The organism is Peptoniphilus sp. HMSC075B08, assembly GCF_001815405.1.
GTDB lineage: Bacteria > Bacillota > Clostridia > Tissierellales > Peptoniphilaceae > Peptoniphilus_A > Peptoniphilus_A harei.
The window spans coordinates 1-23,397 of record NZ_KV820449.1 but is presented as its reverse complement, the minus strand read 5'-3'; the positions used below and the strand labels follow the sequence as shown (position 1 = coordinate 23,397).

23 protein-coding genes are annotated in these 23,397 nt (G+C 35.2%); 3 read left to right on the top strand and 20 right to left on the bottom strand.

The window, feature by feature from the left end; all coding sequences use genetic code 11:
* Positions 1-4: 4 nt before the first annotated feature.
* From HMPREF3023_RS05040 to HMPREF3023_RS04995, 10 genes are all read right to left on the bottom strand, one after another.
* Positions 5-502, bottom strand: coding sequence for an antirestriction protein ArdA (locus HMPREF3023_RS05040; RefSeq protein WP_002368312.1), 498 nt, complete (start codon positions 500-502; stop codon positions 5-7).
* A 116-nt stretch (positions 503-618) separates the two neighbouring features.
* Positions 619-840 carry a hypothetical protein gene (locus HMPREF3023_RS05035; RefSeq protein ID WP_070701361.1) on the bottom strand — a complete coding sequence of 74 codons (222 nt, stop codon included), beginning with the start codon at positions 838-840 and terminating at the stop codon, positions 619-621.
* A gap of 42 nt (positions 841-882) precedes the next feature.
* A complete protein-coding gene (mobT, locus tag HMPREF3023_RS05030) occupies positions 883-2,073 on the bottom strand; it encodes a MobT family relaxase (protein WP_002368311.1) in 1,191 nt (396 codons plus the stop codon).
* Between the two features lie 32 nt (positions 2,074-2,105).
* Positions 2,106-2,261 (bottom strand): hypothetical protein, encoded by a 156-nt coding sequence (locus tag HMPREF3023_RS05025; RefSeq protein WP_002390709.1) that lies wholly within the window; start codon positions 2,259-2,261, stop codon positions 2,106-2,108.
* A 2-nt stretch (positions 2,262-2,263) separates the two neighbouring features.
* On the bottom strand, positions 2,264-3,658 hold the full coding sequence (locus tag HMPREF3023_RS05020; protein ID WP_002368310.1) for an FtsK/SpoIIIE domain-containing protein: 1,395 nt from the start codon (positions 3,656-3,658) through the stop codon (positions 2,264-2,266).
* A gap of 39 nt (positions 3,659-3,697) precedes the next feature.
* Entirely contained in the window at positions 3,698-4,084 is a 387-nt protein-coding gene (locus HMPREF3023_RS05015; RefSeq protein ID WP_000985040.1) for a YdcP family protein, read from the bottom strand.
* A gap of 15 nt (positions 4,085-4,099) precedes the next feature.
* Positions 4,100-4,414, bottom strand: a complete 315-nt coding sequence (locus HMPREF3023_RS05010) for a YdcP family protein (protein WP_000420681.1) — start codon at positions 4,412-4,414, stop codon at positions 4,100-4,102.
* A gap of 507 nt (positions 4,415-4,921) precedes the next feature.
* The gene (locus HMPREF3023_RS09215) at positions 4,922-7,261 is read right to left on the bottom strand and encodes an S-layer homology domain-containing protein (protein WP_083315521.1); all 2,340 of its coding nucleotides are present in this window, start codon (positions 7,259-7,261) and stop codon (positions 4,922-4,924) included.
* A gap of 450 nt (positions 7,262-7,711) precedes the next feature.
* Positions 7,712-8,809 (bottom strand): SpoIIE family protein phosphatase, encoded by a 1,098-nt coding sequence (locus HMPREF3023_RS05000; RefSeq protein WP_210400913.1) that lies wholly within the window; start codon positions 8,807-8,809, stop codon positions 7,712-7,714.
* 58 nt (positions 8,810-8,867) lie between these two features.
* A complete protein-coding gene (locus HMPREF3023_RS04995) occupies positions 8,868-9,998 on the bottom strand; it encodes a THUMP domain-containing class I SAM-dependent RNA methyltransferase (RefSeq protein ID WP_070701360.1) in 1,131 nt (376 codons plus the stop codon).
* A gap of 120 nt (positions 9,999-10,118) precedes the next feature.
* Between HMPREF3023_RS04995 and HMPREF3023_RS04990 the strand changes: the two genes are divergently transcribed.
* On the top strand, positions 10,119-10,472 hold the full coding sequence (locus HMPREF3023_RS04990) for a class II SORL domain-containing protein (RefSeq protein WP_070701359.1): 354 nt from the start codon (positions 10,119-10,121) through the stop codon (positions 10,470-10,472).
* Between the two features lie 96 nt (positions 10,473-10,568).
* On the opposite strand, the gene HMPREF3023_RS04985 is transcribed toward HMPREF3023_RS04990, so the two are convergent.
* From HMPREF3023_RS04985 to HMPREF3023_RS04975, 3 genes are read right to left on the bottom strand one after another with little or no spacing between them, the layout of a single operon-like run.
* Complete coding sequence (locus HMPREF3023_RS04985; RefSeq protein ID WP_070701358.1) at positions 10,569-11,741, bottom strand: iron-containing alcohol dehydrogenase; 1,173 nt, start codon at positions 11,739-11,741, stop codon at positions 10,569-10,571.
* 8 nt (positions 11,742-11,749) lie between these two features.
* Positions 11,750-13,495, bottom strand: a complete 1,746-nt coding sequence (locus HMPREF3023_RS04980; RefSeq protein ID WP_070701357.1) for an ABC transporter ATP-binding protein — start codon at positions 13,493-13,495, stop codon at positions 11,750-11,752.
* Complete coding sequence (locus HMPREF3023_RS04975; RefSeq protein WP_070701355.1) at positions 13,482-15,194, bottom strand: ABC transporter ATP-binding protein; 1,713 nt, start codon at positions 15,192-15,194, stop codon at positions 13,482-13,484. The genes HMPREF3023_RS04980 and HMPREF3023_RS04975 overlap by 14 nt, the downstream gene beginning before the upstream one ends.
* A 98-nt stretch (positions 15,195-15,292) precedes the next feature.
* On the opposite strand from HMPREF3023_RS04975, the gene HMPREF3023_RS04970 reads away from it, so the two are divergent.
* On the top strand, positions 15,293-15,712 hold the full coding sequence (locus HMPREF3023_RS04970) for a RidA family protein (protein ID WP_070701353.1): 420 nt from the start codon (positions 15,293-15,295) through the stop codon (positions 15,710-15,712).
* A 98-nt stretch (positions 15,713-15,810) separates the two neighbouring features.
* Positions 15,811-16,506, top strand: a complete 696-nt coding sequence (pnuC, locus tag HMPREF3023_RS04965) for a nicotinamide riboside transporter PnuC (protein ID WP_070701351.1) — start codon at positions 15,811-15,813, stop codon at positions 16,504-16,506.
* A gap of 218 nt (positions 16,507-16,724) precedes the next feature.
* On the opposite strand, the gene HMPREF3023_RS04960 is transcribed toward pnuC, so the two are convergent.
* The 7 genes from HMPREF3023_RS04960 to HMPREF3023_RS04930 are packed head-to-tail and all read right to left on the bottom strand — an operon-like array spanning position 16,725 to position 22,905.
* Positions 16,725-17,405: a GntR family transcriptional regulator gene (locus tag HMPREF3023_RS04960; RefSeq protein ID WP_210400912.1), complete on the bottom strand. Its 681-nt coding sequence runs from the start codon at positions 17,403-17,405 to the stop codon at positions 16,725-16,727.
* A gap of 13 nt (positions 17,406-17,418) precedes the next feature.
* The gene (locus HMPREF3023_RS04955) at positions 17,419-18,390 is read right to left on the bottom strand and encodes a C-terminal binding protein (RefSeq protein WP_070701346.1); all 972 of its coding nucleotides are present in this window, start codon (positions 18,388-18,390) and stop codon (positions 17,419-17,421) included.
* Positions 18,391-18,401: 11 nt separating this feature from the next.
* Positions 18,402-19,670: a TRAP transporter large permease gene (locus HMPREF3023_RS04950; RefSeq protein WP_070701344.1), complete on the bottom strand. Its 1,269-nt coding sequence runs from the start codon at positions 19,668-19,670 to the stop codon at positions 18,402-18,404.
* A 1-nt stretch (position 19,671) separates the two neighbouring features.
* Positions 19,672-20,184, bottom strand: a complete 513-nt coding sequence (locus HMPREF3023_RS04945; protein WP_070701343.1) for a TRAP transporter small permease — start codon at positions 20,182-20,184, stop codon at positions 19,672-19,674.
* Positions 20,185-20,238: 54 nt separating this feature from the next.
* Positions 20,239-21,279: a TRAP transporter substrate-binding protein gene (locus HMPREF3023_RS04940; protein ID WP_070701342.1), complete on the bottom strand. Its 1,041-nt coding sequence runs from the start codon at positions 21,277-21,279 to the stop codon at positions 20,239-20,241.
* A gap of 16 nt (positions 21,280-21,295) precedes the next feature.
* The gene (locus HMPREF3023_RS04935; RefSeq protein ID WP_070701341.1) at positions 21,296-21,700 is read right to left on the bottom strand and encodes an aconitase X swivel domain-containing protein; all 405 of its coding nucleotides are present in this window, start codon (positions 21,698-21,700) and stop codon (positions 21,296-21,298) included.
* Positions 21,700-22,905 carry an aconitase X catalytic domain-containing protein gene (locus HMPREF3023_RS04930; RefSeq protein WP_070701339.1) on the bottom strand — a complete coding sequence of 402 codons (1,206 nt, stop codon included), beginning with the start codon at positions 22,903-22,905 and terminating at the stop codon, positions 21,700-21,702. Before HMPREF3023_RS04930 ends, HMPREF3023_RS04935 begins: the two co-directional genes overlap by 1 nt.
* Positions 22,906-23,397: the final 492 nt, after the last annotated feature.

The following is a 23,397-nucleotide window of genomic DNA, read 5'->3' as shown; positions in this document are numbered from 1 at the left end:
CCTTTCAATAGACGATTTCAAAAATCCCATAATTGGTTGTGATAAAAGTTCCCGAAATTTCTAAATCACGACCATAGGATTCGTAATCAATATAGTTTTGAAGACTGGTTGGCACTTCGCCCAATACTCCAGTTTCTTCAATGTAGTAACGTGCGACATCTGCCATATCATCACAATCCGAGTGAATGATAATATCCTCTTGATGTTCGCTTAGTTCCTCAATACTTGAAAAATGAGTGAGCAGAGCAGATAGCTCGGATTGTAGTTCCTCTGGCAACTCCGATACCATTTCCCATAGGCGATTGAGTTCGCCAATAGAAGTGTATTCGTCAACCGTAAAGGGTAACTCATAATCGTGAATGGCGTATTCCTCGTATTCATCATTCAAGCCGATTTTCTCTTTGACTTCTTCAAAATCAATGGGAAAGGTAAACCAAGCACCGACTAATTCTCCTTCATTGTATTTACCTAAGTTGGCAATATAGACTTGCATATCGTCCATGTGTTCACGTCCTTTCTTTGTAGAGATTCAAAAATCCCTACCGCACTTCGTTTGGTGTACCATTCTTTTGCGGAACATAAGAAAACCACTTATATTCCACAAAATAACGGTTTAATTTAAGCACCGATAATGCGATTAAATAGCTCTAATAAAATGTCTTTTACTCCAGCAGCGTTGAACACCAAGCCCACCGCAATAATCGCAATGATGAGAAAGCCAATCAGTTTACTAAACTCACGCTTGAAGCCAAGATACAAGCCAATTACAACGATTGCTAAAAGTACCAGTGATTGAGCTTTTGATAGAAACCAGTTATAAAGGTTTTGTCCAAAATTCATAAAAATGTTCTCCTTTCTGTATGCAGTGAATTTGTATTTAAGTTATTTTTTTGTCGTTATCACGTCCTGTTCTTTTACCGACTGTTGCTTTAAAATCTGCTTGTGTCGGTCTGTCAGTTTCGCATGGTCGAGAATGTCTTTCACAACCTGCGTCTGGTTAATTTCATCAAGTGTAATAGCAACCTTTAAGGTCGGGGCGACTTGATGAGATAGCCAGTTTAGTGTCCTTTGGAAAGAGTAAGGCTCTGGTTTTGTGGTTAGCTTTAATCGTTCACGATTGTTTCCAATAAACCATGCCCATTCTTCATTGAGTTTCCAATCGGAACGTGCTTTTGAATCGTCCTTATCCACAAAGCGGATATACCGATTGATAATCTTAAAAGCTGTATGCTCTGGATTATCATAGACAAGTAAATCACGTACTGCATAATAGGCACGCTCATTTTTTAGTCGGATTTCAAAACGGTTTTTAACCTCTGCGTCTTCAATGGGAATATCATTTTTCTTGTACTGCTCATAGTCCTTTTCATAGATACAGAAATAGACTTCGCTTTGTAATGAACCGATATAAAGCGTGTTTCCCATACATTCCTTTTCATCTTTGCGTACCAGTTCGCCACTGCGATAGCTCTTGAAACTGCGGAACACCGAAATACACTCTTCCTGTAGGCATTTTTCCGTCAGTGTGGGAATATTCAAAATCCCTGTTTTATCGTTGATGGCAAGGTCAAGGCGTTTCATCACGCCACCAGCCACCAAAGCGTCCATAAAGAACTCATACCAGCTTCTTTGTTGTGCTAGAAGATAGCTTTCAAATTGTCTGCACCCACGACCTTTTAATTCCACCAGAACACCTTTGTCTATCTCATGAGAGCAGAGAACGAATATATCGCCTAAGGCATAATGTTCTGAATAAGAATAAAAGCCATAGTCTTCATGAAGAAAATAGGAAAGTTTCAATTGCAATATTTCTTCAACCACATGCTGTACGTCCATTGTGGGAAAGCGAATCCTTACATAGTCAAAGAGCATTTCAAGTGGGGCATCGGGATTGAAGCGTTCCAGAGTTTCCCAAAGGGATTGTTGCAACTCGTCTGATGGCTTAACCTTGCCAGTTTCAATGTCGCTAAGATATTGCCTTGTAATGCCTGTAGCAATAGCCAGTCGGTTTTGAGATAGCCCATAAGCCAACCGTTTTTCCTTTAAATGCTGTATCAAAGTTTGTTCATTCAGTTAAATCCCTCCAATTAAAAAAGGTATGTCAACTATTGAAGCTCATTTGACATACCACGAAATTTTCTAAACTCCTTGTAACCAAAGAATTTTCTGCTATTTTTTTGACTGTTTCCTGTCGATTTGTACCCCCCTGTTAGATACGGGGGGTTAGGTGCTGGCGTGGCTATCGCCACACCAGCCAGCAAGATCAGTCCACACCTGCGACTTTCGCTTCGCACGTCGCCTGCGTGGACTGTCTGCTGTTGGTTAGTTTTTTTATTTCCTCCAAAAAGTCATGACCTTTTGGTACTAAGGGAGTGTAAAATTCTGATATGACACTTGTTCCCACATCAACATAGCCACGACCTTTGATTTGTTTTAAGAAGAAATCTTTTTGTACATCACTGCCAAACATCATGCCATAGCCCATTTCAGACATTCTTCCAAGTGCCACTCTGAAATTAAACTGGTCACGGATTCCGTCGCCTAAATATTTTGCGTCTGGACGTTGACAAGCCAGTATTAAAAAGAAGCCAGCTTGACGACCTAACATGACAATCTGTTTGAGCTTGTTTAAGACTGCGGTATTTTCTTTATTTCCCAGCATTTCCATGAAAGCCACGTATTCATCAAAGATAAGAAAGTTTGCAGGAAGTCCTAAGTAGGCATAGTTCTCGCCAGTCTTATAGTTTTCCATCTCTTTCATAGCTTCACTTCGTGCCATCATTTCATCATAGAAACGGTCAATGCAGGAGAGCATATCTTCTTTTCTGTAGTAGACATTCCCCATCACAGAGCCTAAGTCGGCAAGGTCGGCGTTCTTTGGGTCAAGAATATAGAGCTTAGAATCTGTATAAAGCAAGGCTTCAATCAGTGTCAGTATAAAGTAAGTTTTACCGCCACCTGTACCACCAGCTATGAGCATGTGAGGGAGCTTGTCATATTCCCACCATACGTTTTCCATCAAGCGTAGTTTGCCATCTTTGGCTTGGACTTCATCAATAGAAATACGACTGGCGATGGTGTCATAGAGCAGGGTATATTCCACATAAGAATCTTTTAACTCTTTATCCGTCAGCTCACAGTACAATCCGCTTTCTAATTTCTTTTCCAAGTGTAGGAGCTGGTCTTGATATTTTCCTAGCGTGATTTCCACTCGCATCTGTATTAAACCATCTTTAAGGCGATAAAATATTTTGGGAAAGTAGGTTATCTTTTCCTTAGTACGACTGGACGAATCTTTGAAGAAGCCATCTGTTTTGACCTGTTCCGATTCATACCACTTGTTTTCAAGTACCATCTTAGCCAGCTTTTGACGGTGGTACAGTTGTTTTACTGTATCATATCTATATCTTTTGAATAGAAATGCCACCAGCAAGCAGACAAGAATTGCGACACTAACACTAATAACTAAATAGGGAATGTGAATCTTGTCTACTTGTGATAGGTTAAAGTCCTGCCAGTTAATCTGCTGGATTGTCTTCACATGAAACAGTCCGATAACCAGCAGGAAAATTGGCAGTAAGGACGCTACTGTAAAATGAAAGACTAAATCCTTGTCACTTGGGCGAATCCTTTTACCACGAATGCCAAACTGTTTCATGCGGGATTTCCTCCTTTCTCTCTAGTGGAAGTAGCATGACTATTTATCCGTGGCTGGCTCTTTTTTAGGTTGTGGCTGATTTTTAAAGGTACTGGAATCTTTCGTCAATACAATATCGTCTGCCTTGATATACCAGTCAACATCTGCCCCTCGGAAGGTAGCGGTAGCGACGGTATCTGCAACTGGATTGATGATTTCCACTTTTGCGTTATAGTCAAACTCTTTCAAAGGAACACTGGCAGGAATACTCACTTGAATCATACGTCCTTGCCCTTTGGATTTTAAATCATAGGTACGTTCTTTGATTTCATCTGAAACCGTACCGTCGTCATTTTGGATTCGTACTTCACGACGGAGTGCTGAAAACTTTAATTCTCCAAATGTAGCGTCTTTATCTAATACAATGCCATTAGGTAATCTCATCATTTTTCCTCTCTTTCTTTATTCTTTTATCATGTCGTCCGCATGTAAAAGGTAATTTGTGAATCCACGAGTACCAATTTTATAGCCCTCTGCGGTAATACGTGGATTGACTAACATTACACGTTCCTCAAAGCCGAAATGTTTTTCTCCAGCTTCAGCAGGAAGCACCACCACAATATCATCTGCTCTTTGAACGTCAGAATAGAGGTTGTAGCTTCGAGATAAGACAGTTAATTGTCCGTTGATTCTTCGCTGTTCTACTTTATCCTCGCCAGCAAATTCTAAATTGCCAAATGTTTTTTCCATGTTGGGAATCACAAATTTAAGTTCCATATTTTTACCTATCCTTTCTTTTTATTGTTTGATAAATCTTGTTTGTTTGATGGTCTTAAAGGGAGGGGAGCGACCTTTTGATTCTTGATTTTCTGTTTTCATAAGTTCACTTCCTTTCAAATATTGGGTAAAAAAATAGACACCTCATTTTTTGAAGTGTCTACCTATTAAATATTCAATTTTATTGGAAGTATCTTTGTATCTTCACTTTTCAAGGATAAATCGTCGTATCAAAGCTCATTCATAAGTAGTAAATTAGTAGTAAATTGAGTGGTTTTGACCTTGATAAAGTGTGATAAGTCCAGTGTTTATGCGGATAATTAGATTTTTATACTGTTTTTCTTCTTAAAAAAATATTAAACTTTTAATTTATTTATCGCCTTACAATTTTTTTCTAGCTACAATTTATCTTCCACTTCATAAATTCTTATGACCCTAATCACTATCATTCCTTATAAAAGAGCAAAAAAATAAGACGGCCTAAGCCGCCCTATTTATATCTTTAATTTATTGCCAAACACTTACATCTTCAGCCTTGTCGCCCTTAACTGCATTGTGTCCATTGGAAGCGTCTATGATTTGATAGTATGCCCAGTGGCTCATTGGCACGTCAGAGAATTTCTTCAAGCTATTTGTGTTCACATTTGTAAAGGAAGTTGATTTAGTGTTTCTTCCAAATACAGAGTTAAGAACTGTAACAGCTTCGGCTCTTGTAAGTTTTTGATCTGGTTTAAATGTTCCATCAGGGAATCCCTTGATTTTCTTGTTGCCATAAAGTTGGTCTATTGCATTAGATGCCCAGTGACCCTTAACATCCTTGAAGTTTGAAGATCCTGGATAACCATCCTTAACAAATACAGCAATCATTTGTGCAAATTCTGCCCTAGTGATTCCTTGGTTAGGTTTAAATGTTCCATCAGAGTAACCACTGATGAAGCCCTTAGATACTGCGAAGTTGATTTCGTCAGAGTACCATTTATTATTAGCATCCTTAAACTTAGTTGTTGGGTTCTTAGGAAGTTCTTTTCCTTCGTTAACAAGTGTTACAAACATCCTAACAGCTTCTGCTCTTGTAACTTCCTTGCCTGGTTTAAATGTTCCATCAGGATAACCTGCTATATAAGAAGGTGAGTTTACCTTAGCAGCAACTTTTGCTTCTTGTCCTGCAATTTTAACTTCAGTAGATCTTGAAGTCTTGCCAGATTCCTTAGCTTCAATCTTAATAGTTTCGCCAGCTTTTAGTTCTCTATTTAAGCTGATGTTAAAGATACCAGTTGAACCTGCACTTGCTCCACCAAGTCTTGTTCCATTTGAATCATAAACAGTTACATCTGCGTAAGCACCTGCGTTACCTCTTACAAATTTTGCTCCAGCAGAAACATTATTTACAACTGGAATCATTGAGTAACTAGAGTCACTTACATAAGTTCCATTTACATAATATTCAAGACTCCTTGAAGTTGAAACTCTTGGAGAATTCCAAGATACCTTGAAGTATCCATCAGAATCTATTGTGTCAGATCCTAGGTAAGTTCCATCGTCATAAACATAAACTGTTCTGTTCTTGTAGCCCTTTAGGTAACCAGATGTTGAGTAGTTTGACCTTGAAATGTCTGTTGGATAAACTCTGTGATCGTACTTGTTGGAATACCAGTCACGTCCATAGTATCTTCCATTGTTGTAGTAGTATCCGTCTTTCCAAAGATTCTTTTCAGCTGAATAGTAACCATCTTTTTCTGCAACTAAGTCAGCCTTGTAATCTCTGTATCTTCTATAGTAGTCTGAATATCTTATATAATTTCTCTTACCGTTCTTGATGTAGTAGTAATCTCCGTCAGAGTCTTTATAAACTCTGTAGCCATCATAGTAGCGGTCTCCATCTCTGTAATAGTAGTCGTCGTAGTATCTGTAGTCATCGTAGTATTTGCCTAGATAAACTTTGAATCTACCATTAGAATCAGTCTCATCAGTATAGCCTGTTTTTGATCCGTCAATCTTTAGGGTAACTGTAGCATTTTTAACAGCTTCTCCCTTAGCTGTAACCTTACCAGTTACATAATTTCCATCATATTCAATGTCAGAAATATAAAGGTCTTCTTTAGTTGGAACTGCTGGCTTTTCTTCTTCCCATTTAGCGTAAAGATTTGTATTTTCGGTAATTTCTGTGTCGAAATTAAATCTATTTACAAATACTCCGTCGTCTGTGTACCAACCTTTAAAAGTATATCCCTTTCTTGTTGGAGCAGTAGGTTTTGTAGCAGTCTTTCCTTCTACTATAGTTTGTGTATCTACTGAACTTCCACCCTTTGAATTGAATGTTACAGTAAATTTTTTAACTTCTGGTTTTTTAACTTCTTTCCAGTGTGCTTTTAATGTTACATCTTTTGTTACTTCATAAGGAAATCCAACTTTTGTACTTCCATCATACCAACCTTCAAATTCAAAACCATCTCTTGTTGGAGCAGTTGGTTCTTTTATTTTACCATCGTTATCTTTTTCAACTTTTCCGTCAAATTTTCCACCATTTGCTTCAAATATTACTGTAAATATTTTAGTTTCTGATGTTTTTTCTCCTTCTTTTGGATCAGCTTGTTGGTTACCATCTTGTCCGCCTGCAACATTTTGGTCACCAACAGATTCTTCTTTGTCAGCTCCAGCTTCTGTTTCAGTTCCTTGATCAGCTTTATCTTTTGGAGTTTCAGCTTCTTTTTCTTGTGCAACTGCAACAGGAACTTCTACTTCAGATAATTCTAAACCTTCGTTATCATCATCTGCAAATACATTAAATGGTATTGAGGTTACCATTACTCCTGCGAGCAATAGTCCTAATATTTTCTTGTTTCTCATATGTTTCCTCCTATCTAAATATTTCCGTTAAAACATTTTCCTTAAAGCTATTATACCCAAAACAATGAAAAATACATTAGAATTTACAATTTTTTAATAAATTTAATTCTTTTGTAATATTGGAAGGACAAATCTATGCAAATATATTTTTTGTGTAAATCTTTTGTCAAAACTTATAATTAATTCTCAAGTTAATTTTCTTCTCTACTCCTAATTTTAGATCTCTCTAAAGTTTCTAAAGCTAACAAAAATTTTATTTCTTATTTATAGAGTGAAAAAAATTTTTAAATTAAGTAGGAAATAATTTTCAAACTAAATAAAAAATCAAAAACAAATCCAAAACCATCAACAATCTTTATAAAATTTTAAATAAATCAAATAAAATAAGACAAGAAAAAAGGCAACCCTAAGATTGCCTTAAATATTTTATAAAATTTACTTCTTAAGAACTTACCATACACTCACAATAAGCATTGATATATCGTCCACTTGTGGGCTGTCTGTGAAATCTTCTAATTCCTTATTTATATATTCGAGGATGTCGCTGTTATATTCTGAAATTATGTCCAGGATTCTCTCATGGCCAAAAACTTCTTTCTTAGCATTCCTCGCCTCTTCTACCCCGTCAGTCATAAAGAGGAGGTAGTCGCCAGTGTGGAGTTTTATCTCCTTCTCTTCATAGTCTGGCTTGGCGAAAAATCTTGAGATTGGATAACCTCTGGACTCAAGACACATTGATTCCCTGTTCCTTACCATAAGGGGAAGTGGAAGGTGGCCTGCATTGGAAAAGGTGAAGGTCTTCTTTTTCAAATTGTAGACCCCATAAAAGCAAGTGAAATAATTTTCTATCTCTAGCTTTAGGCCAGTGAACCTTTCGCAAAGTTCCGTCAAAGTTTCTCTTGGCGATCTTTGACTTGTCTTGTCCAGGGTCCTCACCATAGACTTGATAAACATAGTCACCATAGAGGCCGCAAAGCCATGGCCCACTGAGTCCGCTATGTACATTCCTATGTGGTCGTCATCAATTTGAAAGACATCAAACATATCTCCACTTAAAATTGTGGAAGGTTTGTAGAGGTAATTTACCTTTAAGTTTTTTATGAAGCCCTTGTCGGGAAGGACCTTTCTTTGGATAAGGGAGGCCGCATTGGTTTCGTTGGTCATGAACCTATTCTTATCGATTATTTCTTTTTGAAGTTTCCTTGCCATAGTCACGTTCCTAAAAACTTCTACAACGCCAAGGATTTCCCCCTTCTTGTTAATTATTGGCGAGCACTTGACAGAAAAGACCATGCTCCCAATATTTTCTTCCCTTTGGATGACTTCGCCACTAACTAGGGCCCTCTTGGTGATCTCAGGGTCAAAGAGGTCTTCTCCCAATATGCAGACTTTCTTTTCTGGGTCATAACCCAAGAGGTCTTCCATGGCCTTGTTTACAAAGACTACTTTTTCATTGTAATCCAGGACCCTAACAAGGTCTGCAATGGCATTTAAGACCTGGAAGTCTATGTTTTCGTCAATTTTCTCTCTTTCCATTTTGTTTACCATGAGTTCACCAGCCTTTCGTCAATGCTTTCAGTATAACAGATGACAATCCACTAAACAATTACCTTCTTGGCTTTGGACCATAATATTGGTAGTAGTAGGTCTTTAGTCTACCGTTGTATAATTTTCTATTTCTGTCAGCTTTTTTGCCAAAGTTCTTCTCAAAGTTTTCGTTAGCTGTAATTATATAGTAGGACCAAGTCTTTAAAGACCTTGCAAGTTCGCCAAGTTCCTTATTAAGCTGATCTACATCTTCTTTGCCAATCCTCTCTCCATAAGGTGGGTTGGTTATTATAATTCCATAATCGTCTGGAAGATCCAACTCCCTTATGTCCTTTTGGAAGAAGGAAATGTCTTCGTCTAGTCCCAGGATTTCTGCATTAGATCTTGCAATTTGAATTGCTTTGTGGGATATATCTGATGCAAGAATTTCTAATTTTTCGTCGTACTTTATCTCTGAGTAGCACTTTTTCTTTTCTTCTTTAAATATTTCTTCGTCAAAAAATTTGAAGTTAACAAAGTCGAAGTCCCTCATAAGTCCTGGGGCAATATTTTTTTCTATCATGGCTGCTTCTATAGGGATTGTGCCTGATCCACAGAAGGGGTCTGCCAGAATCCTGTCCTTGTTCCAGAAAGTTAATTTAACAAGGGAGGCTGCAATTGTCTCTGAGAGTGGTGCCTTGTAGTTCACTTCTCTGTAGCCTCTTTTGTGGAGTCCGTCGCCTGATGTGTCCATGGTAATTTCTGCAATGTCATTTAGGAGTGACACTTCAATTTTGACTCTTGAGCCAGATTTTTCAAACCAAGACACCTTGTATTTCATCTTTAGTTTTTCGATTATTGCCTTTTCTGTAATTCTTTGGCAGTCGGAGATAGAAAATAGTTTTGACTTCCTGCTCCTTCCTTGGATGATAAACTGGTCCTCTTCTGCGATGTAGTCCCACCACCTTATCTCGAAGACCTTGTCAAATAATTCTTCAAAGGTTTCTGCCCTAAAGGAGTCGATTAGTAGTAAGACTCTCTCAGCCGTTCTCAGTCTTAAATTTAAAATGGCAATATCCTTTAGCTGGCAAGATATTTTTATTTTTCCATCGCTAACTTCTAAGTCCTTGTATCCAAGGTCTTGTAGCTCTCTTTTTGTAACTGCTTCAAGACCCATGTTAGTAGTTGCGATTAATTTTATGTTTTCCATTTTACACCTCGCTTCCATTATACTAAATATGAAAATATTTTTCCTTAAATTAAATTCAATGTGATAATTTATTTAATTGGGGTATAATATATTTGTAAAATATTTATTGGGGGTAATAAAATGAAATTAACTGAAACAGTACAAACCGCTGATTGGAAAACTGAAAAACACGTTCCTGTAATCCACGTTGAAAAGGCTGACGGTCTTCTAAAGATCAAGGCTTTAGTTGGAGAAGAAGTTGAACATCCTAACACATTAGAACACCACATTGCTTGGATCAAAGTATTCTTCAAACCTGAAGGAGAAAAATTCCCAGTTGAAGTTGGTTCTTATGAATTTGCTGCTCACGGCGAAGCAGACCTATTCACAGTTCCATGTGTTGAAACAGCAGTTAAGACTGACAAGGGCGGCGAAGTTTACGCACTAAGCTACTGTAACATCCATGGACTTTGGGAAAACTCAGTAGAAGCTTAAGTATAATATTAAAGAGCTATGAAATTAATCATAGCTCTTTTTTCTTGCTTATTTTTATTTAATTTTTCTTTATAGTTTTATTTTTTATTTTCAAACTTATAGTGAAGCCTTATAAATTTCTAATACGTCCTCTTTATTAAGTTCAACTACACCCTTGATTGATCCACCTGCGTGTTTCACAGCTGCTTCAGCCATTTCTTCTAGCTTTTCATCATCTATTCCAACTTCTCCAAGTGTCATTGGTATATTCATGTCATCTTCAAAAAACATGTGAAGAGTAGCAATTGCCTTTTTGGCATCATTCATCTTGTCATCTGATGGCCTGATGTTAAATACATTTATACCAAAGTCCCTAATCATATCAACAGTTTCATCATTTAAGATGTGCTTTAAAAATCTTGGTGTCAAGATTGCAAGTCCAATTCCATGAGTTATGTCATAGAAGGCAGAAAGTTCGTGTTCCATTGCGTGGACTGACCAGCCTGTTGACTTGCCTGTTGAAAGAAGTCCGTTGATGGCCCAAGATGAAGCCCACATAATATTTGATCTTGCTTCATAATTTTCTGGTTCTTCCATGGCGATTGGTCCGTAGTGGATACAAGTTTTTAGAATTCCTTCCGCAAGTCTATTTTGCATATAAGCATTGTCACCAAGTGTGAAATAATTTTCCATTGTGTGGCTCATGATGTCAGCTACACCTGCTGCTGTGTGTTTAACATTTACAGAATAAGTTGTTTCTGGATTCATGATTGAGAACTTTGGAAGTGTATAAGCTGATCCAAAGCCTAATTTTTGATTTGTCTCTGGGTTTGTTATAACTCCTCCAGCATCCATTTCTGAACCTGTTGCTGCAAGTGTAAGGATAGTTCCAATAGGAAGGGCCTTTTCGATTTTTGCCTTTTTAATTACAATATCCCATGGATCACAATCGAGGAAAACTGCCCCAGCAACTAACTTGGAAAGGTCAATAACAGATCCTCCACCAACTGCCAAGATGAAGTCAAGGTCGTTTTCTCTTACAATCTTAACTCCCTCTCTTGCCGAATCAACTCTTGGGTTTGGTTCTATGCCTGCAAGTTCCTTGTAGAAGATGTCATTTTCTTCAAAAATCTTTACAATTTCGTCGTAAAGACCATTTTTCTTAATTGATCCTCCGCCATAGGCAAGTAAAACTCTTGAGCCGTATTTTTTTATTTCAGAGGCCAAGTTATCCATTTGGTCCCTTCCAAAAAGAATTTTCGTACTTACATTAAAAATAAAATCTTTCATAATTCCTCCTAGTTTTTAAACTGTGAATTGTAAAGTTCTGCATAAATTCCATCTCTTGCAAGAAGTTCCTTGTGATTTCCCTTTTCCACTATGTCGCCCTTGTCTAGGACCAAAATCACATCGGAGTTGACAATAGTGGAAAGTCTGTGGGCAATGACAAAGTTTGTCCTCTCCTTTAAAAGATTTTTCATGGCCTTTTGTATAAGGGCCTCCGTCCTGGTATCAACAGATGAAGTTGCCTCGTCTAAGATTAAAATTTCTGGATCTGACAAGAGAGCCCTTGCAATTGTAAGAAGTTGTCTTTGTCCTTGTGATATATTTGAAGCTTCTTCATTTAAGACAGTGTCATAGCCCTTTGGAAGCTTCTCAATAAAGGAGTGACAGTAGGCTTTTTTGGCTGCATCAATAACTTCTTCCCTAGTGGCATCTTGTCTTCCATAGAGAATGTTGTCGTAAATTGTCCCCCTAAAGAGCCAAGAATCTTGAAGCACCATACCAAAGAGGGACCTCAGGTTTTTTCTCGACACGTCTTTTATGTTTATCCCGTTTATATTAATACTACCCTTATCAATATCATAGAACCTCATTAAAAGATTTACAATAGTTGTCTTGCCGGCTCCAGTAGAACCAACAATGGCAACAGTCTTATTTTTCTCAACATGAAGATTTAAGTTATTGATGACAGGAGTTTTTTTGTCATAGGAAAAATAAACTTTATCAAACTCGATGTCTTCAACTGGCCTTTTGATTTCATCTGTAACAATTTCTTCTTCTGGCTCTTGGTCAAGAAATTCAAAAATTCTTTCAGCTGCAGCAATAGATGCTTGGAAGATAGAAGCCATCTCTGCCAACTGCTCAATTGGGTTTGCCAACCTTCTTACATATTGGATAACTGCCTGGATGTCCCCAACAAACAACTTGCCAGATAGGACAAGGAGTCCTCCGACGATAGAAAGCATTACATAACCAAGGTTGGAAATAAAGGTCATAATTGGCATCATAATCCCCGTCATAAAGGAAGCACGGTAGCTGACTTCATAGAGGTTTTCGTTTATGTCCAAGAATTCTCTCTCAGCCCTTCCTTCATAGTTAAAGGCCTTGATGAGTTCTGAACCCGAGAAGTTTTCTTCGACGAAACCAACCATGGATCCAAGCCCCTGTGACTTTCTCCTAAAATATCCTTGAGACTTTTTAGAAATAAATTTCGTAGAAAAATAAGTCATTGGCAGTGTGAATAAAAAGACCAAGGTAAGGGTTGGCGAAATTTTTATCATCACTGTCAAGATTCCAACTATTAATACAATAGAAGAAAGTATGGAAGAGATTGTCTGTTGCAAGTTCTTACCCAGGGTCTCAACATCGTTTGTCATCCTCGACAAGAGGTCTCCAGTCTTATTTTTATCGTAATAAGATGTTGGAATATATTTTACCTTTTCAGAAATTTCTCTCCTAAACTTTGCAATTAAGTCTTGGGTCACATCAACTAAGATCCTACCCCTGAAGAACTCAAAGGCTCCTTGTAGTAGATAAACTACACCAAGAGTTATGCAAATTTTTATTACATAGTCGAAGTCAATCCTTGTGTTCATCTTCAGGTTTTCAAAAATCCTTGTAGTAATATTCCCCATGAGTTTTGGAGAAATAATTTCAAAAATTGATGAACCAATTGTGAGAAAAATTGCTAGAAAGAGAAAGAACTTATAGGCTTTTAAATATGAAATTATCCTTAAAACTGTGTTGTTATTCTTCTTCATAAGCTTGCCCCTGACTAATTGCGATTTCCCTGTAAACTTCGTTGGTCTTCATTAAGTCTTGGTGGTTGCCGTAGCCTGCCACCCTTCCATCTTCTAGGACCAAAATCTTATCTGCATTTAGTATTGTCGCCACCCTTTGGGCAACAACTATTACAATTTTATCCTCAATACTCTTCTTCAAAAGCTGTCTAAGTTCGTAATCTGTCTTGTAATCAAGAGCCGAGAAGGAGTCGTCAAAGAGATATACTGATGCATCACGAGTAAGAGCCCTTGCCATGGCAAGTCTTTGCCTTTGGCCACCAGAAAGGTTCTTTCCACCCCTAGAAATTTTCTTTTCTAAGGGCTTTTCACCTAAAAATTCTTTTGCCCTAGCATTTTCTAGGGACTCAAGCATTTTATCAGCCTCAGCATCTTCCTTGGAGTAGGATAAGTTTTCTGCAACAGTTTTTGAGAAAAAGAAGTTTTCTTGAGGAACATAGGAGATTTTGTCCCTCACCTGGTAATTATTTAGAGTTTTTATGTCAATTCCATTTAAGAAAAGTTCTCCCTCTCCTGGCTCATAAAATTGTAATAGGAGCCTCAAAAGACTTGACTTACCAGATCCAGTTCCCCCAATGATGCCAAGGGTCTCTCCACTTTTGACATCAAAACTTATGTCATTTAAAACCCTTTGAGAGGCATCTGGATAGGCAAAGGAAAGATTTTTTGCCTCAATTTCATAAATGTCACCAGATAATTTTTTATCTCCACCAGTCTTTGTAGACTCATATTCCAAGACTTCGTTGATCCTCTCCATAGAAGCAAAGGTCCTTGGAAGAAGTGACAAGAGAAAACTCATCATTATCATGGCAGATAAGACTTGGGTGATGTATTGGATAGAGGCCATTAGGTCACCAATCCCCATCTCTCTTATGTCGATGAGCCTTGCACCAAAATAGAGGACAAAGATAATTCCAAAATTTAAAATTGTCCCAAGCATTGGTCTCACATTTACAAGAAGTTTATTTACCTTAGTTGCCATTTCTTGATAAGAAATGTTAGCTTCATCAAAAATTTCTTCTTCGTATTCATCCTTTGAAAAGGCCCTTATAACCCTAAGTCCAGTTAGTCTTCTTCTGAAGAGTTCATTTAACTTGTCGAGCCTTCTTTGTAGAATTGGAAAATATGGAAGGCCCTTCTTGAAGACAAAATAAATCCCAATCCCAATAAAGGGAATTGTAATTGGGAAGACTGCCGACAACTTTACATTAGTTGAAAGAGCCATGATGAGACCACCAATAAACATAAGTGGACCCCTAATAAGAGGCCTAAGTCCCATTAGGACCATTTGCTCAACTTGGTTGACGTCATCAGTTGTCCTTGTGATAAGTGATGAAATAGAAAAATGTTCCACGTCATCAAAACTCAAATAATTTATCTTTTTAAATAGTTTGTACCTGAGGTCTCGGGAGAAGGCCATAGTTGTCTTGGAAGAATGGTAGGCAGCAGATGCCCTGCACATTACAGTGAAGATTACCACAATAATCATGATGCCACCAATCCTTAAGACATAATCGGTGTCTCCATAGGCCACACCCTTATCAATGACAAGACTCATTAGCTTTGGGAGGAAAAGTTCCCCAAGAGCATTGCCAAAGGTAAGGAGGATGACCACAAAAATTCTTAATTTGTATTTATTTAATCCTTTGTATATATTCATAATTCCTCCATCATAACATTCTAACATATAGGGATTTAAAAGAAAATTCCATGAAGATAGATGCAGGACTTGCTATAATGGTTGAAGAGGTGATATAGATGGAAAAAAATCCAATACCACAAGGAAGATACTTGCCAGCCAAGAAGTCAAAGGGATTTATTTACTCAGCAGGCATGACCCCAAGACTTGACGGCAAACTAATATTAGAAGGAAAAGTCACAAGTGATAAGGAAATCTCTTTTTATAAGGAAGCAGTAGTCCAAGCAACAAAAAATGCCTTGACAGCAATAAATAACACCTTAGAAGGTGGCGAAGTCTTAGAAGAAATAATTTCCATGACAGTCTATGTAAACGCCGAAGAAGATTTCACGGCCCACTCAAAGATAGCAGACCTTGGATCAAACTATCTCTTTGAAGTCCTTGGAGAAAAAGGAATCTCCCCAAGAGCCGCAATAGGGGTGATGACATTGCCTGGCAACGCCCCAGTAGAAATCCAACTAGTAGCAAGTTATAAGTAGTTTTTACTTAAATTCACTAGCTTTACTTATTTGAATAAGTTTAATTTCAATGCTATACTACATGTATACATCTAATAAGGGAGGTATTCAGTATATTTTTGAAAAAATTTATTAGACATTTAAACAATTATTTTACTAGATTCGAAAAAATATTATGGTTTTTTTCATGCTCCGTAATTTTTATCACATCTTTATTTTTCGGTGATGATGTTCTATCACTGATAGCATCTTTAATAGGTGTTACATCACTTATTTTTTGTGCCAAGGGTAATCCTATAGGACAATTTCTGATGATTTTATTCAGTTTATTGTATGGATATATTTCCTATACTTTTTCTTATTATGGTGAAATGTTTACTTACTTGGGCATGACTATGCCAATGGCTACTTTTTCCTTAATAGCTTGGCTTAAAAACCCCTATAAAGGTAATAAAAATGAAGTAACCATATCTTTGTTAAAGGCAAAAGATTATATTATTTTAATTTTTTTGACTATGTTAGTTACATTTGTTTTCTATTACATTTTAAGTTACTTTAATACATCTTATTTAGCTTTAAGCACAGTGTCTATAGCAACTAGTTTTTTTGCCGTTTATTTAACTTTAAAAAGAAGTCATTTTTATGCAATGGCATATGCTTGTAATGATATAATTTTAATATTTTTATGGATTTTTGCCTCAATAGAAAACTCAAGCTATATACCTGTAATAATTTGCTTTATTATTTTCTTAATTAATGATTTATATGGATTTATAAATTGGAAAAGAATAATGAAAAGACAGATGGCTATGTGATTTATATTAGAAAAATTGAATATTTAATGATATGTTTATTGATATAACATTTTTTCTAAATTAAATGCTTCATAATTTGTTTTATAAAGTTTATTCCTTATTTTCATTTATCTTAATAAACGGAATATTGTTTTTGCTGACAATAAAAAAAACCAATGGTATTGAGTCAAGGAGTTCATCCAATCCAATTGGTTTTTTTAATATACACTTTTTTAATTTTATAATTTTATAAACTCTTTAACTAGAACCTCATATGACCATTTCAAATGCTCTTCTAGAATTTTGGTCGTTTCTTCTAAGTTTCTTCTTTTGATCGCATCAAGTATCTCTAAGTGAAACTCCGTGCTCTCAACTGTCGTATCAGTTAATGTATAAGCTTCTTGCTGATATCTATCAATTTGACTTTTAATATTTGAATAAATCCCTTTTATATAATCATTAGTGGAATTTTCTAAAATTAACATATGGATTTCTTCATCTTTTCTTATTAAATACTCACTAGAAATACTCTCAAGGTTTTGTTTTTTTTCCAAGATATCTTTTAAATCATTTTCAAGTTTACTTATTTCCATGTCAGAAATATTGTTTATGGATGATTTTATTGCAATTTTTTCTAAAGCAATTCTAAGTTCATATATGTCAGCTAAATCTTTAACCGATAATTCTCTAACTATATTCCCAACCCCATCAACACTTTTTAAATATCCTTCTTGTTCTAGTCTAGTGAGTGCTCTCTTAACAGGGGTTCTGCTCATATTAAGTTTTTCCCCTATTTTTTTTTCAGTTAAAAGTTCCCCACCTTTTACATCACCAGAAACAATTAAATCTCTTAAATAAAAATAAGCTTTATCTGATAGTGTTTGTTTTTTTACATAATTTCCTTTTACCATTGATGTCATCTTCAATCTTAATTTAAATTACTGGATCCCTTGGTTCTTCTTCTTTTAAAACTGCTTCTAAATTTCCCAATGCAAACTCTTTCAATGCTTTCATTGATTCAATAGAGATGTAGGATATATGAGGAGTTACCAAAATATTTTTTTCTAAAAATATTTCTTCATCTCCATTAGGTGGCTCATTAGTAATAACATCTACTATTGCCCCAGCTATTTCTTTACTTCTAACAGCTTCTATTAAATCAGACTCATTAATAACTTTTCCTCTAGAAGTATTTATAATGCTGGCTGTATTTTTCATTAATTTAAACTCATTCATAGATATTTTATTTTTGTTAGCATCAATACCCTTAAGGTTTACACTAATATAATCAGCCATTTTAAAGCCTTCTTCCCAGTCAAGCTTCTTTACTCCATATTTTTCTATTTCGGCTTCACTCAAGAACTCATCAACTGCATAAATATTTATTCCAGTTCCTTTAACTTTATCAGCTATAGCCTTTCCTATTGCACCAAATCCTACAATAACTAAGTTCTCTTCTGATAATCTATGAGTTGGTTTCTCTATAACAAGAGATCCCCACTTCCCAGCTTTTACATTTTCTAAGCATGTGTTTGCGTAATATTGAATTTTTTTATTAAAATGATATATTGCAGCTAATGTGTAATCCGCTAAATCTTCAGCACAATAACCTTGTATATTTGTTACTCTTATGCCTTTTTCTTTACACGCATCTAAATCAATTCTGTCGTATCCACCACCATAAGTTGAAATAACTTTACAGTTTTCAAGGTTTTCTATGGTACTTCTTGGTATTTCAGCATACACTTGCGCTAAAATCGCATCTGCTTTATATCCAAATTCTTTAAGATCTTCTTCATAATTGTAATTAGAGATTCTAATATCAACATTTTCAAATACTTTTGGTAGATACTCTTTTTCTAAATCATAATCTGTCCATTCTTCGTCTATAATCCAAACTAGCATTTCTTACTCCTTTATAAAAATACGGTCGTTACAACCGGAACAAATGTTACAAGCATTAAAACAATTAAAAGAGCAATAATAAATTTAATAATCTCTTTAGAAAGAACACTCATTCCTACTTTTGATATGGCTGTGGCCACAAATAAATTAATCCCATATGGCGGTGTACAAAATCCTATCGCTAAGTTCATTGTTAACATTATACCAAATGTTATTGGGCTCATTCCCAAATTTAAAACTATAGGTAACAAGATTGGTGTCAATATAATTGTGCCTGGTATATTATCAATAAACATTCCAACTATTATTAAGAAAATATTTATTAAAATTAAAATAACAATACCATTATCACTTAGTGATGTAATAAATGTTGCTATCTTTAGAGGTATTTGTTCCATAGTAAGTAATGCCGCAAAAGCTGTAGACAAACCAACCATGAATGTTGTTGCTCCATTAACTACGATAGCATCTCTGAAAGATTTATAAGCGTCCTTTAGATTTAACTCTTTATACACAAATACGCCTATTATAAATGAATATACAACTGAAACTACTGCAGCTTCTGTTGGTGTAAATATACCAGCATAAATACCACCTAAGATTATAACTGGCGACATTATCGCCCAAAATGCTTCTTTAAAAGCACTAAATATTTCTTTAATATTTTTCTTTTCCTCATTACCCTTATATCCATTTTTTTTCGAAACAATATAGCAAACAATCATAAGTGCTACACCCATTAATATTCCTGGTAAAAACCCTGCTGTAAACATTTGAGTAATTGAGGCTCCTGATACAACCCCATAGATAACAAAAGGAACACTCGGTGGAATAATTACCCCAATAGTTCCTGCTGCAGCTGTTAATGCTGTAGAGAATCCTTTGCTATATCCATGCTCTACCATCTGAGGTATCATAAATGCACCTACAGCCGATACAGTTGCCACAGCAGAACCTGAAATAGCTGCAAAAAACATACAAACTACAATGGTTACCATCCCAAGCCCACCTGTAATATGACCAATAAATGATTGAAAGAAATCTACAAGCCTTTTAGCTATTCCTCCACTACTCATTAAATTACCAGCTAGCATAAAAAATGGTATCGCTAAAAGAGGAAATGAATCCACTCCAGCAACTGAGTTTTGGGCAATCATCATAGTTGGCATACTTGTAAATCCCACTATATTTATTAAGGTTGATATACCTATTGCATAACCTATGGGCACACCAAGAATTAATAGTATAAAAAAAACTCCAAATAATACTATAGATTCCATATTAAACCTCCCTTATATCCGAATTATCTGTAACTAAAACTTTTTTACCAGAAATTAAGTCTATAGAATCCAGCAGTATTCTTATTGCTAAAATAAAAGATGAAACAGGGAGAGCGGCATAAACATAAACTAAAGGCAATCTCATACCAGAAGATAAAGCATTCCTAGCACTCATTGATCCCAATAACTTTACTCCAACATAAACTAAAAACACATTGAATGAAAACCAGATAATATTATTAATCAAATGTATTACTCTTTGAGATTTTTCTGACTTAAATATACTAAATATCAAATCAACCCTTATGTGCTGATTATCTACAAATGCTATGCTACTTCCTAGCCATACTTGCCATATAAATATGTATCTCGATAATTCCTCAGACCAAGTTATCGACGTGTTGAAAAAATATCTCATGATAACTTGCATAAAAACTATTACCACATTTAATACTAAGCTGGAAACTAAAACTATTTCTTCTATTTTATTAAATTTTTTAAGCACATTTCTCATAATATATACTCCTTTTTAGAAGAATTGGGAATCCCAATTCTTCTAAGTATAATTTTATTTATTATATTTTTCACATAATTCAAATAGTTCTTGTCCAAATTGTTTTTGATATTTATCGTACATTGGTTGCACTGCTTCTCTAAACTCTACCTTTTGATTATCATCTAACACATTAGTAATAAGCTTTCCTTCTGTTTCAAGGTCTTTTATAGCTTTTTCATTATCTACTAATTCCATTTCTCTTTGTTCTTCTACAAAAACTTTTGCTTCACTTTCTAGCAATTCTTGCATTTCACTGTCTAAAGAATCAAAAACATTTTTATTAATTAAAAATGGCAAGAAGTTATGAACATGTTCATCTATTGTTTGATATTTTTGAACTTCATAGAACTTGTTTGCAAAAGTTAAAGAAGGAGGATTTTCTTGTGCATCAACAGTTCCTTGTTGTAAACCTGTGTATAACTCAGTAAAACTCATAGGTGTAGGATTTGCTCCAATTGTTTTGTAAAAGTCAATAAAAATTGGACTTTCCATAACTCTCATTTTTACTCCCTTTAAATCTTCAGGTTTTTCTATAGGACCAGAGTTTGTAGTTGTAGATCTAGGTCCGTTATATACATATCCTAGACATTTAATTCCTTGTTCTTCTAACTTTTTGTTGAAGTATTCTCCAACTTCTCCATCTAATGCATTAAAAGCTGATTCACTATTTAAAAATAGATATGGCATATCCAAAATTCCAAATTCTTCAGAATAAGTAGTTAATACAGAAGTAGAAGGTAGTGTAGATTGTAAAGTACCCATAGCTACGGATTCTGTCATTTGAACGTCTCCACCTAATGATCCATTAGGGTAGATCTCAATTCCTATTTTTCCGTTACTTTTTTCTTCTACATTCTTTTTAAAGTTAACTAAAGCTTTGTGCGTAGATCTACTTTCAGGTTCTACGTGACCTATTTTTATTACTACATCTCCAGATGCTGGCTTAACTGCATCTCCAGCAGTAGCAGTGTTTTCTGACTTCTCTTTTTTCCCGCAAGCAACTAAAGTTAAAGCGATGAATAAAAAAGCAAGCACTTTATATAATTTTTTCATAGTTTACTCCTTATTTTTACAAAATTGTAATTTCTTCATTTGTAGCATCAATGACTATTCTGTCTCCCTCTTTAATATCCTTATAAAATTGAGGATCAACTTTATCAACTAATGGAATCTCGAAAACTATCGCACTCGTTACTAGAACGGTTTCTGGATATTCAACAATCATACCAGCAGGTTGATTTTTATACTTCATTAATTGAAATAATCCATCCGCTTGAACAACAGAACTTCCTTTTCCAGAAGGGAAAACTAGTATTTTCCCTGACATACTCCTACCTGTGAAATCATGATTTGGTTCAATCATCTTTCCTGTTTCAGGTTCTAGCAAATAAAACATTATCGGATCTTTCGAAATAGTTACCTCTGCTTCTACTTTTCCGTCAGAAATTTTATGGCATTTATAAACTTTACTCATTATTTAACCCTCCCTGTTAAAGCTGCATCAACACAAGTATCTAAGTCTCTTATTACGAAATCAATCCCTCTTCTCTTAGGATAATATGCACATTTTGGAGATTCTGTCACACCTACTTTTCCTTTAAGGAACTTCCAAATAGGTTGATCTGGACATGTACTTGGAACTATATGTGCTCCGAGCTTTTCCATATCTTCAGAATAACCCATTATGTCACAAAGATGTTTTACATGAGATGATACTAATATCCACATATCTTTTTCTAGCTTTCTACCATCAATTCTTTCTGAGATATGTCTAACTTCATCTAGAGTAAAGTGTGGACATCCAAACATTGCAAAATCTATTTCTCTTTCTCCTTCTAGAGAAATATTTTCTAATACTTCTTCAAAGTCCTCATTTGTTATTGTAACTTTTCTCTCAGGTTCTTTTCCACCAAATGCCATTTCCAATGTCTGAGCCTCTGGTGTAAATCCTACAATATGGTACATATCATATGCACCTGATGTATTTAGTTGAGCCCCTAGATTTCTTAAGGCTTCTTTACTAATATGTTCAGGTAGTCCAACAAATACCGGTATTCCATGTCCTATTTTTTTACCACACATTCCCAACATATGATAATCATAGTCGTTTTTCATGTCAGCCTTCACTTCAACTAGTATTGTTCCCTTTCTGTTTTCATCTAGTAATAGTCCATATTCAGGAACATATCCAGTTATTGCTGCAAATAATGCAGAGTTAGCTCCTTCCCTATTTGATCTTGCTCCCCAAACAGAGTTAACGTATGGTGTCGCACTAGATTCTGAAAATGCAGTGATTTCACCAAAATTTGGTACGTTAGTATCTATATATGGCGTGCAATTATAAGATAATGTAGCTCCTAGCTTCTTATAGGCTTCATGAGTTCTTTGCATCATTTCATAATCTTCTTTATCACCCATACCTCTCTCTTTAAAATATGGTATCCCCCATCCTGGATTTACAGTTGGAGAAACTCTACAACGAGCTCCTAAATTAACCATTTTTTCCGCTAACCATAAATCTGCATCTTGATTACTTAGTGCAACATGGGCCCTAGTAATTGGAACCATTCTTTTTGCTCCAAAAGATTCTCCAATTGCAACTTGTACTTTCATTGCAAGTTGAGCACCTTCGCCATATTTACCATCTAATAAATCTTGTTGGTCTTTTGTTAGTTTCAAGTATACCTCTCCTCTCATTAATATGAAAACAATTTCTTGTATACTAGAAGTATACATCTAACGCTTTACTATGTCAATATGTTTTTTTAATAAAATTATTTTTTATTTTATTTTCATCTTAATCTTCTTAAGCATGACTAAATAATTAATATAACTATAAAAACTTTTTTATTTAAATTCATTATATTATGCATTTTAGATTAATTATTTTTAATTTTTGTAAGAATTCGTTTTCAATTAATGTTAATTCATAAAGGAAGTATATGAATTAATATAAGTTTTATATTCAAGCTTTATATTAATTCATAATTATTCAAAAACTTTTCATTACTATTTTATACTTTAATATTTAATTCTAGCCATAAGTTGTTTTATAAGTTTGCAAGAAAAAAGAGGGAGCATAAACTCCCTCTAATTTTATTTATTAAGATTTGTCTGTTAATCCAAAGGATTAGTCAATAATCTTTGATACTACTCCTGATGCTACAGTTC

Bases quoted from the DNA above. Each gene is read 5' to 3' on its own strand.
- HMPREF3023_RS04985 (WP_070701358.1), bottom strand. From the start codon at position 11,741: ATGAAAGATTTTATTTTTAATGTAAGTACGAAAATTCTTTTTGGAAGG.
- HMPREF3023_RS04940 (WP_070701342.1), bottom strand. From the start codon at position 21,279: ATGAAAAAATTATATAAAGTGCTTGCTTTTTTATTCATCGCTTTAACT.
- HMPREF3023_RS04950 (WP_070701344.1), bottom strand. From the start codon at position 19,670: ATGGAATCTATAGTATTATTTGGAGTTTTTTTTATACTATTAATTCTT.
- HMPREF3023_RS04990 (WP_070701359.1), top strand. From the start codon at position 10,119: ATGAAATTAACTGAAACAGTACAAACCGCTGATTGGAAAACTGAAAAA.
- HMPREF3023_RS05040 (WP_002368312.1), bottom strand. From the start codon at position 502: ATGGACGATATGCAAGTCTATATTGCCAACTTAGGTAAATACAATGAA.
- HMPREF3023_RS04945 (WP_070701343.1), bottom strand. From the start codon at position 20,184: ATGAGAAATGTGCTTAAAAAATTTAATAAAATAGAAGAAATAGTTTTA.
- HMPREF3023_RS04935 (WP_070701341.1), bottom strand. From the start codon at position 21,700: ATGAGTAAAGTTTATAAATGCCATAAAATTTCTGACGGAAAAGTAGAA.
- HMPREF3023_RS04960 (WP_210400912.1), bottom strand. From the start codon at position 17,405: ATGACATCAATGGTAAAAGGAAATTATGTAAAAAAACAAACACTATCA.
- HMPREF3023_RS05010 (WP_000420681.1), bottom strand. From the start codon at position 4,414: ATGGAACTTAAATTTGTGATTCCCAACATGGAAAAAACATTTGGCAAT.
- HMPREF3023_RS04995 (WP_070701360.1), bottom strand. From the start codon at position 9,998: ATGGAAAACATAAAATTAATCGCAACTACTAACATGGGTCTTGAAGCA.
- HMPREF3023_RS05020 (WP_002368310.1), bottom strand. From the start codon at position 3,658: ATGAAACAGTTTGGCATTCGTGGTAAAAGGATTCGCCCAAGTGACAAG.
- HMPREF3023_RS05015 (WP_000985040.1), bottom strand. From the start codon at position 4,084: ATGATGAGATTACCTAATGGCATTGTATTAGATAAAGACGCTACATTT.
- HMPREF3023_RS04975 (WP_070701355.1), bottom strand. From the start codon at position 15,194: ATGAATATATACAAAGGATTAAATAAATACAAATTAAGAATTTTTGTG.
- HMPREF3023_RS04970 (WP_070701353.1), top strand. From the start codon at position 15,293: ATGGAAAAAAATCCAATACCACAAGGAAGATACTTGCCAGCCAAGAAG.
- HMPREF3023_RS04980 (WP_070701357.1), bottom strand. From the start codon at position 13,495: ATGAAGAAGAATAACAACACAGTTTTAAGGATAATTTCATATTTAAAA.
- HMPREF3023_RS04955 (WP_070701346.1), bottom strand. From the start codon at position 18,390: ATGCTAGTTTGGATTATAGACGAAGAATGGACAGATTATGATTTAGAA.
- HMPREF3023_RS05000 (WP_210400913.1), bottom strand. From the start codon at position 8,809: ATGGTAAACAAAATGGAAAGAGAGAAAATTGACGAAAACATAGACTTC.
- HMPREF3023_RS05035 (WP_070701361.1), bottom strand. From the start codon at position 840: ATGAATTTTGGACAAAACCTTTATAACTGGTTTCTATCAAAAGCTCAA.
- HMPREF3023_RS09215 (WP_083315521.1), bottom strand. From the start codon at position 7,261: ATGAGAAACAAGAAAATATTAGGACTATTGCTCGCAGGAGTAATGGTA.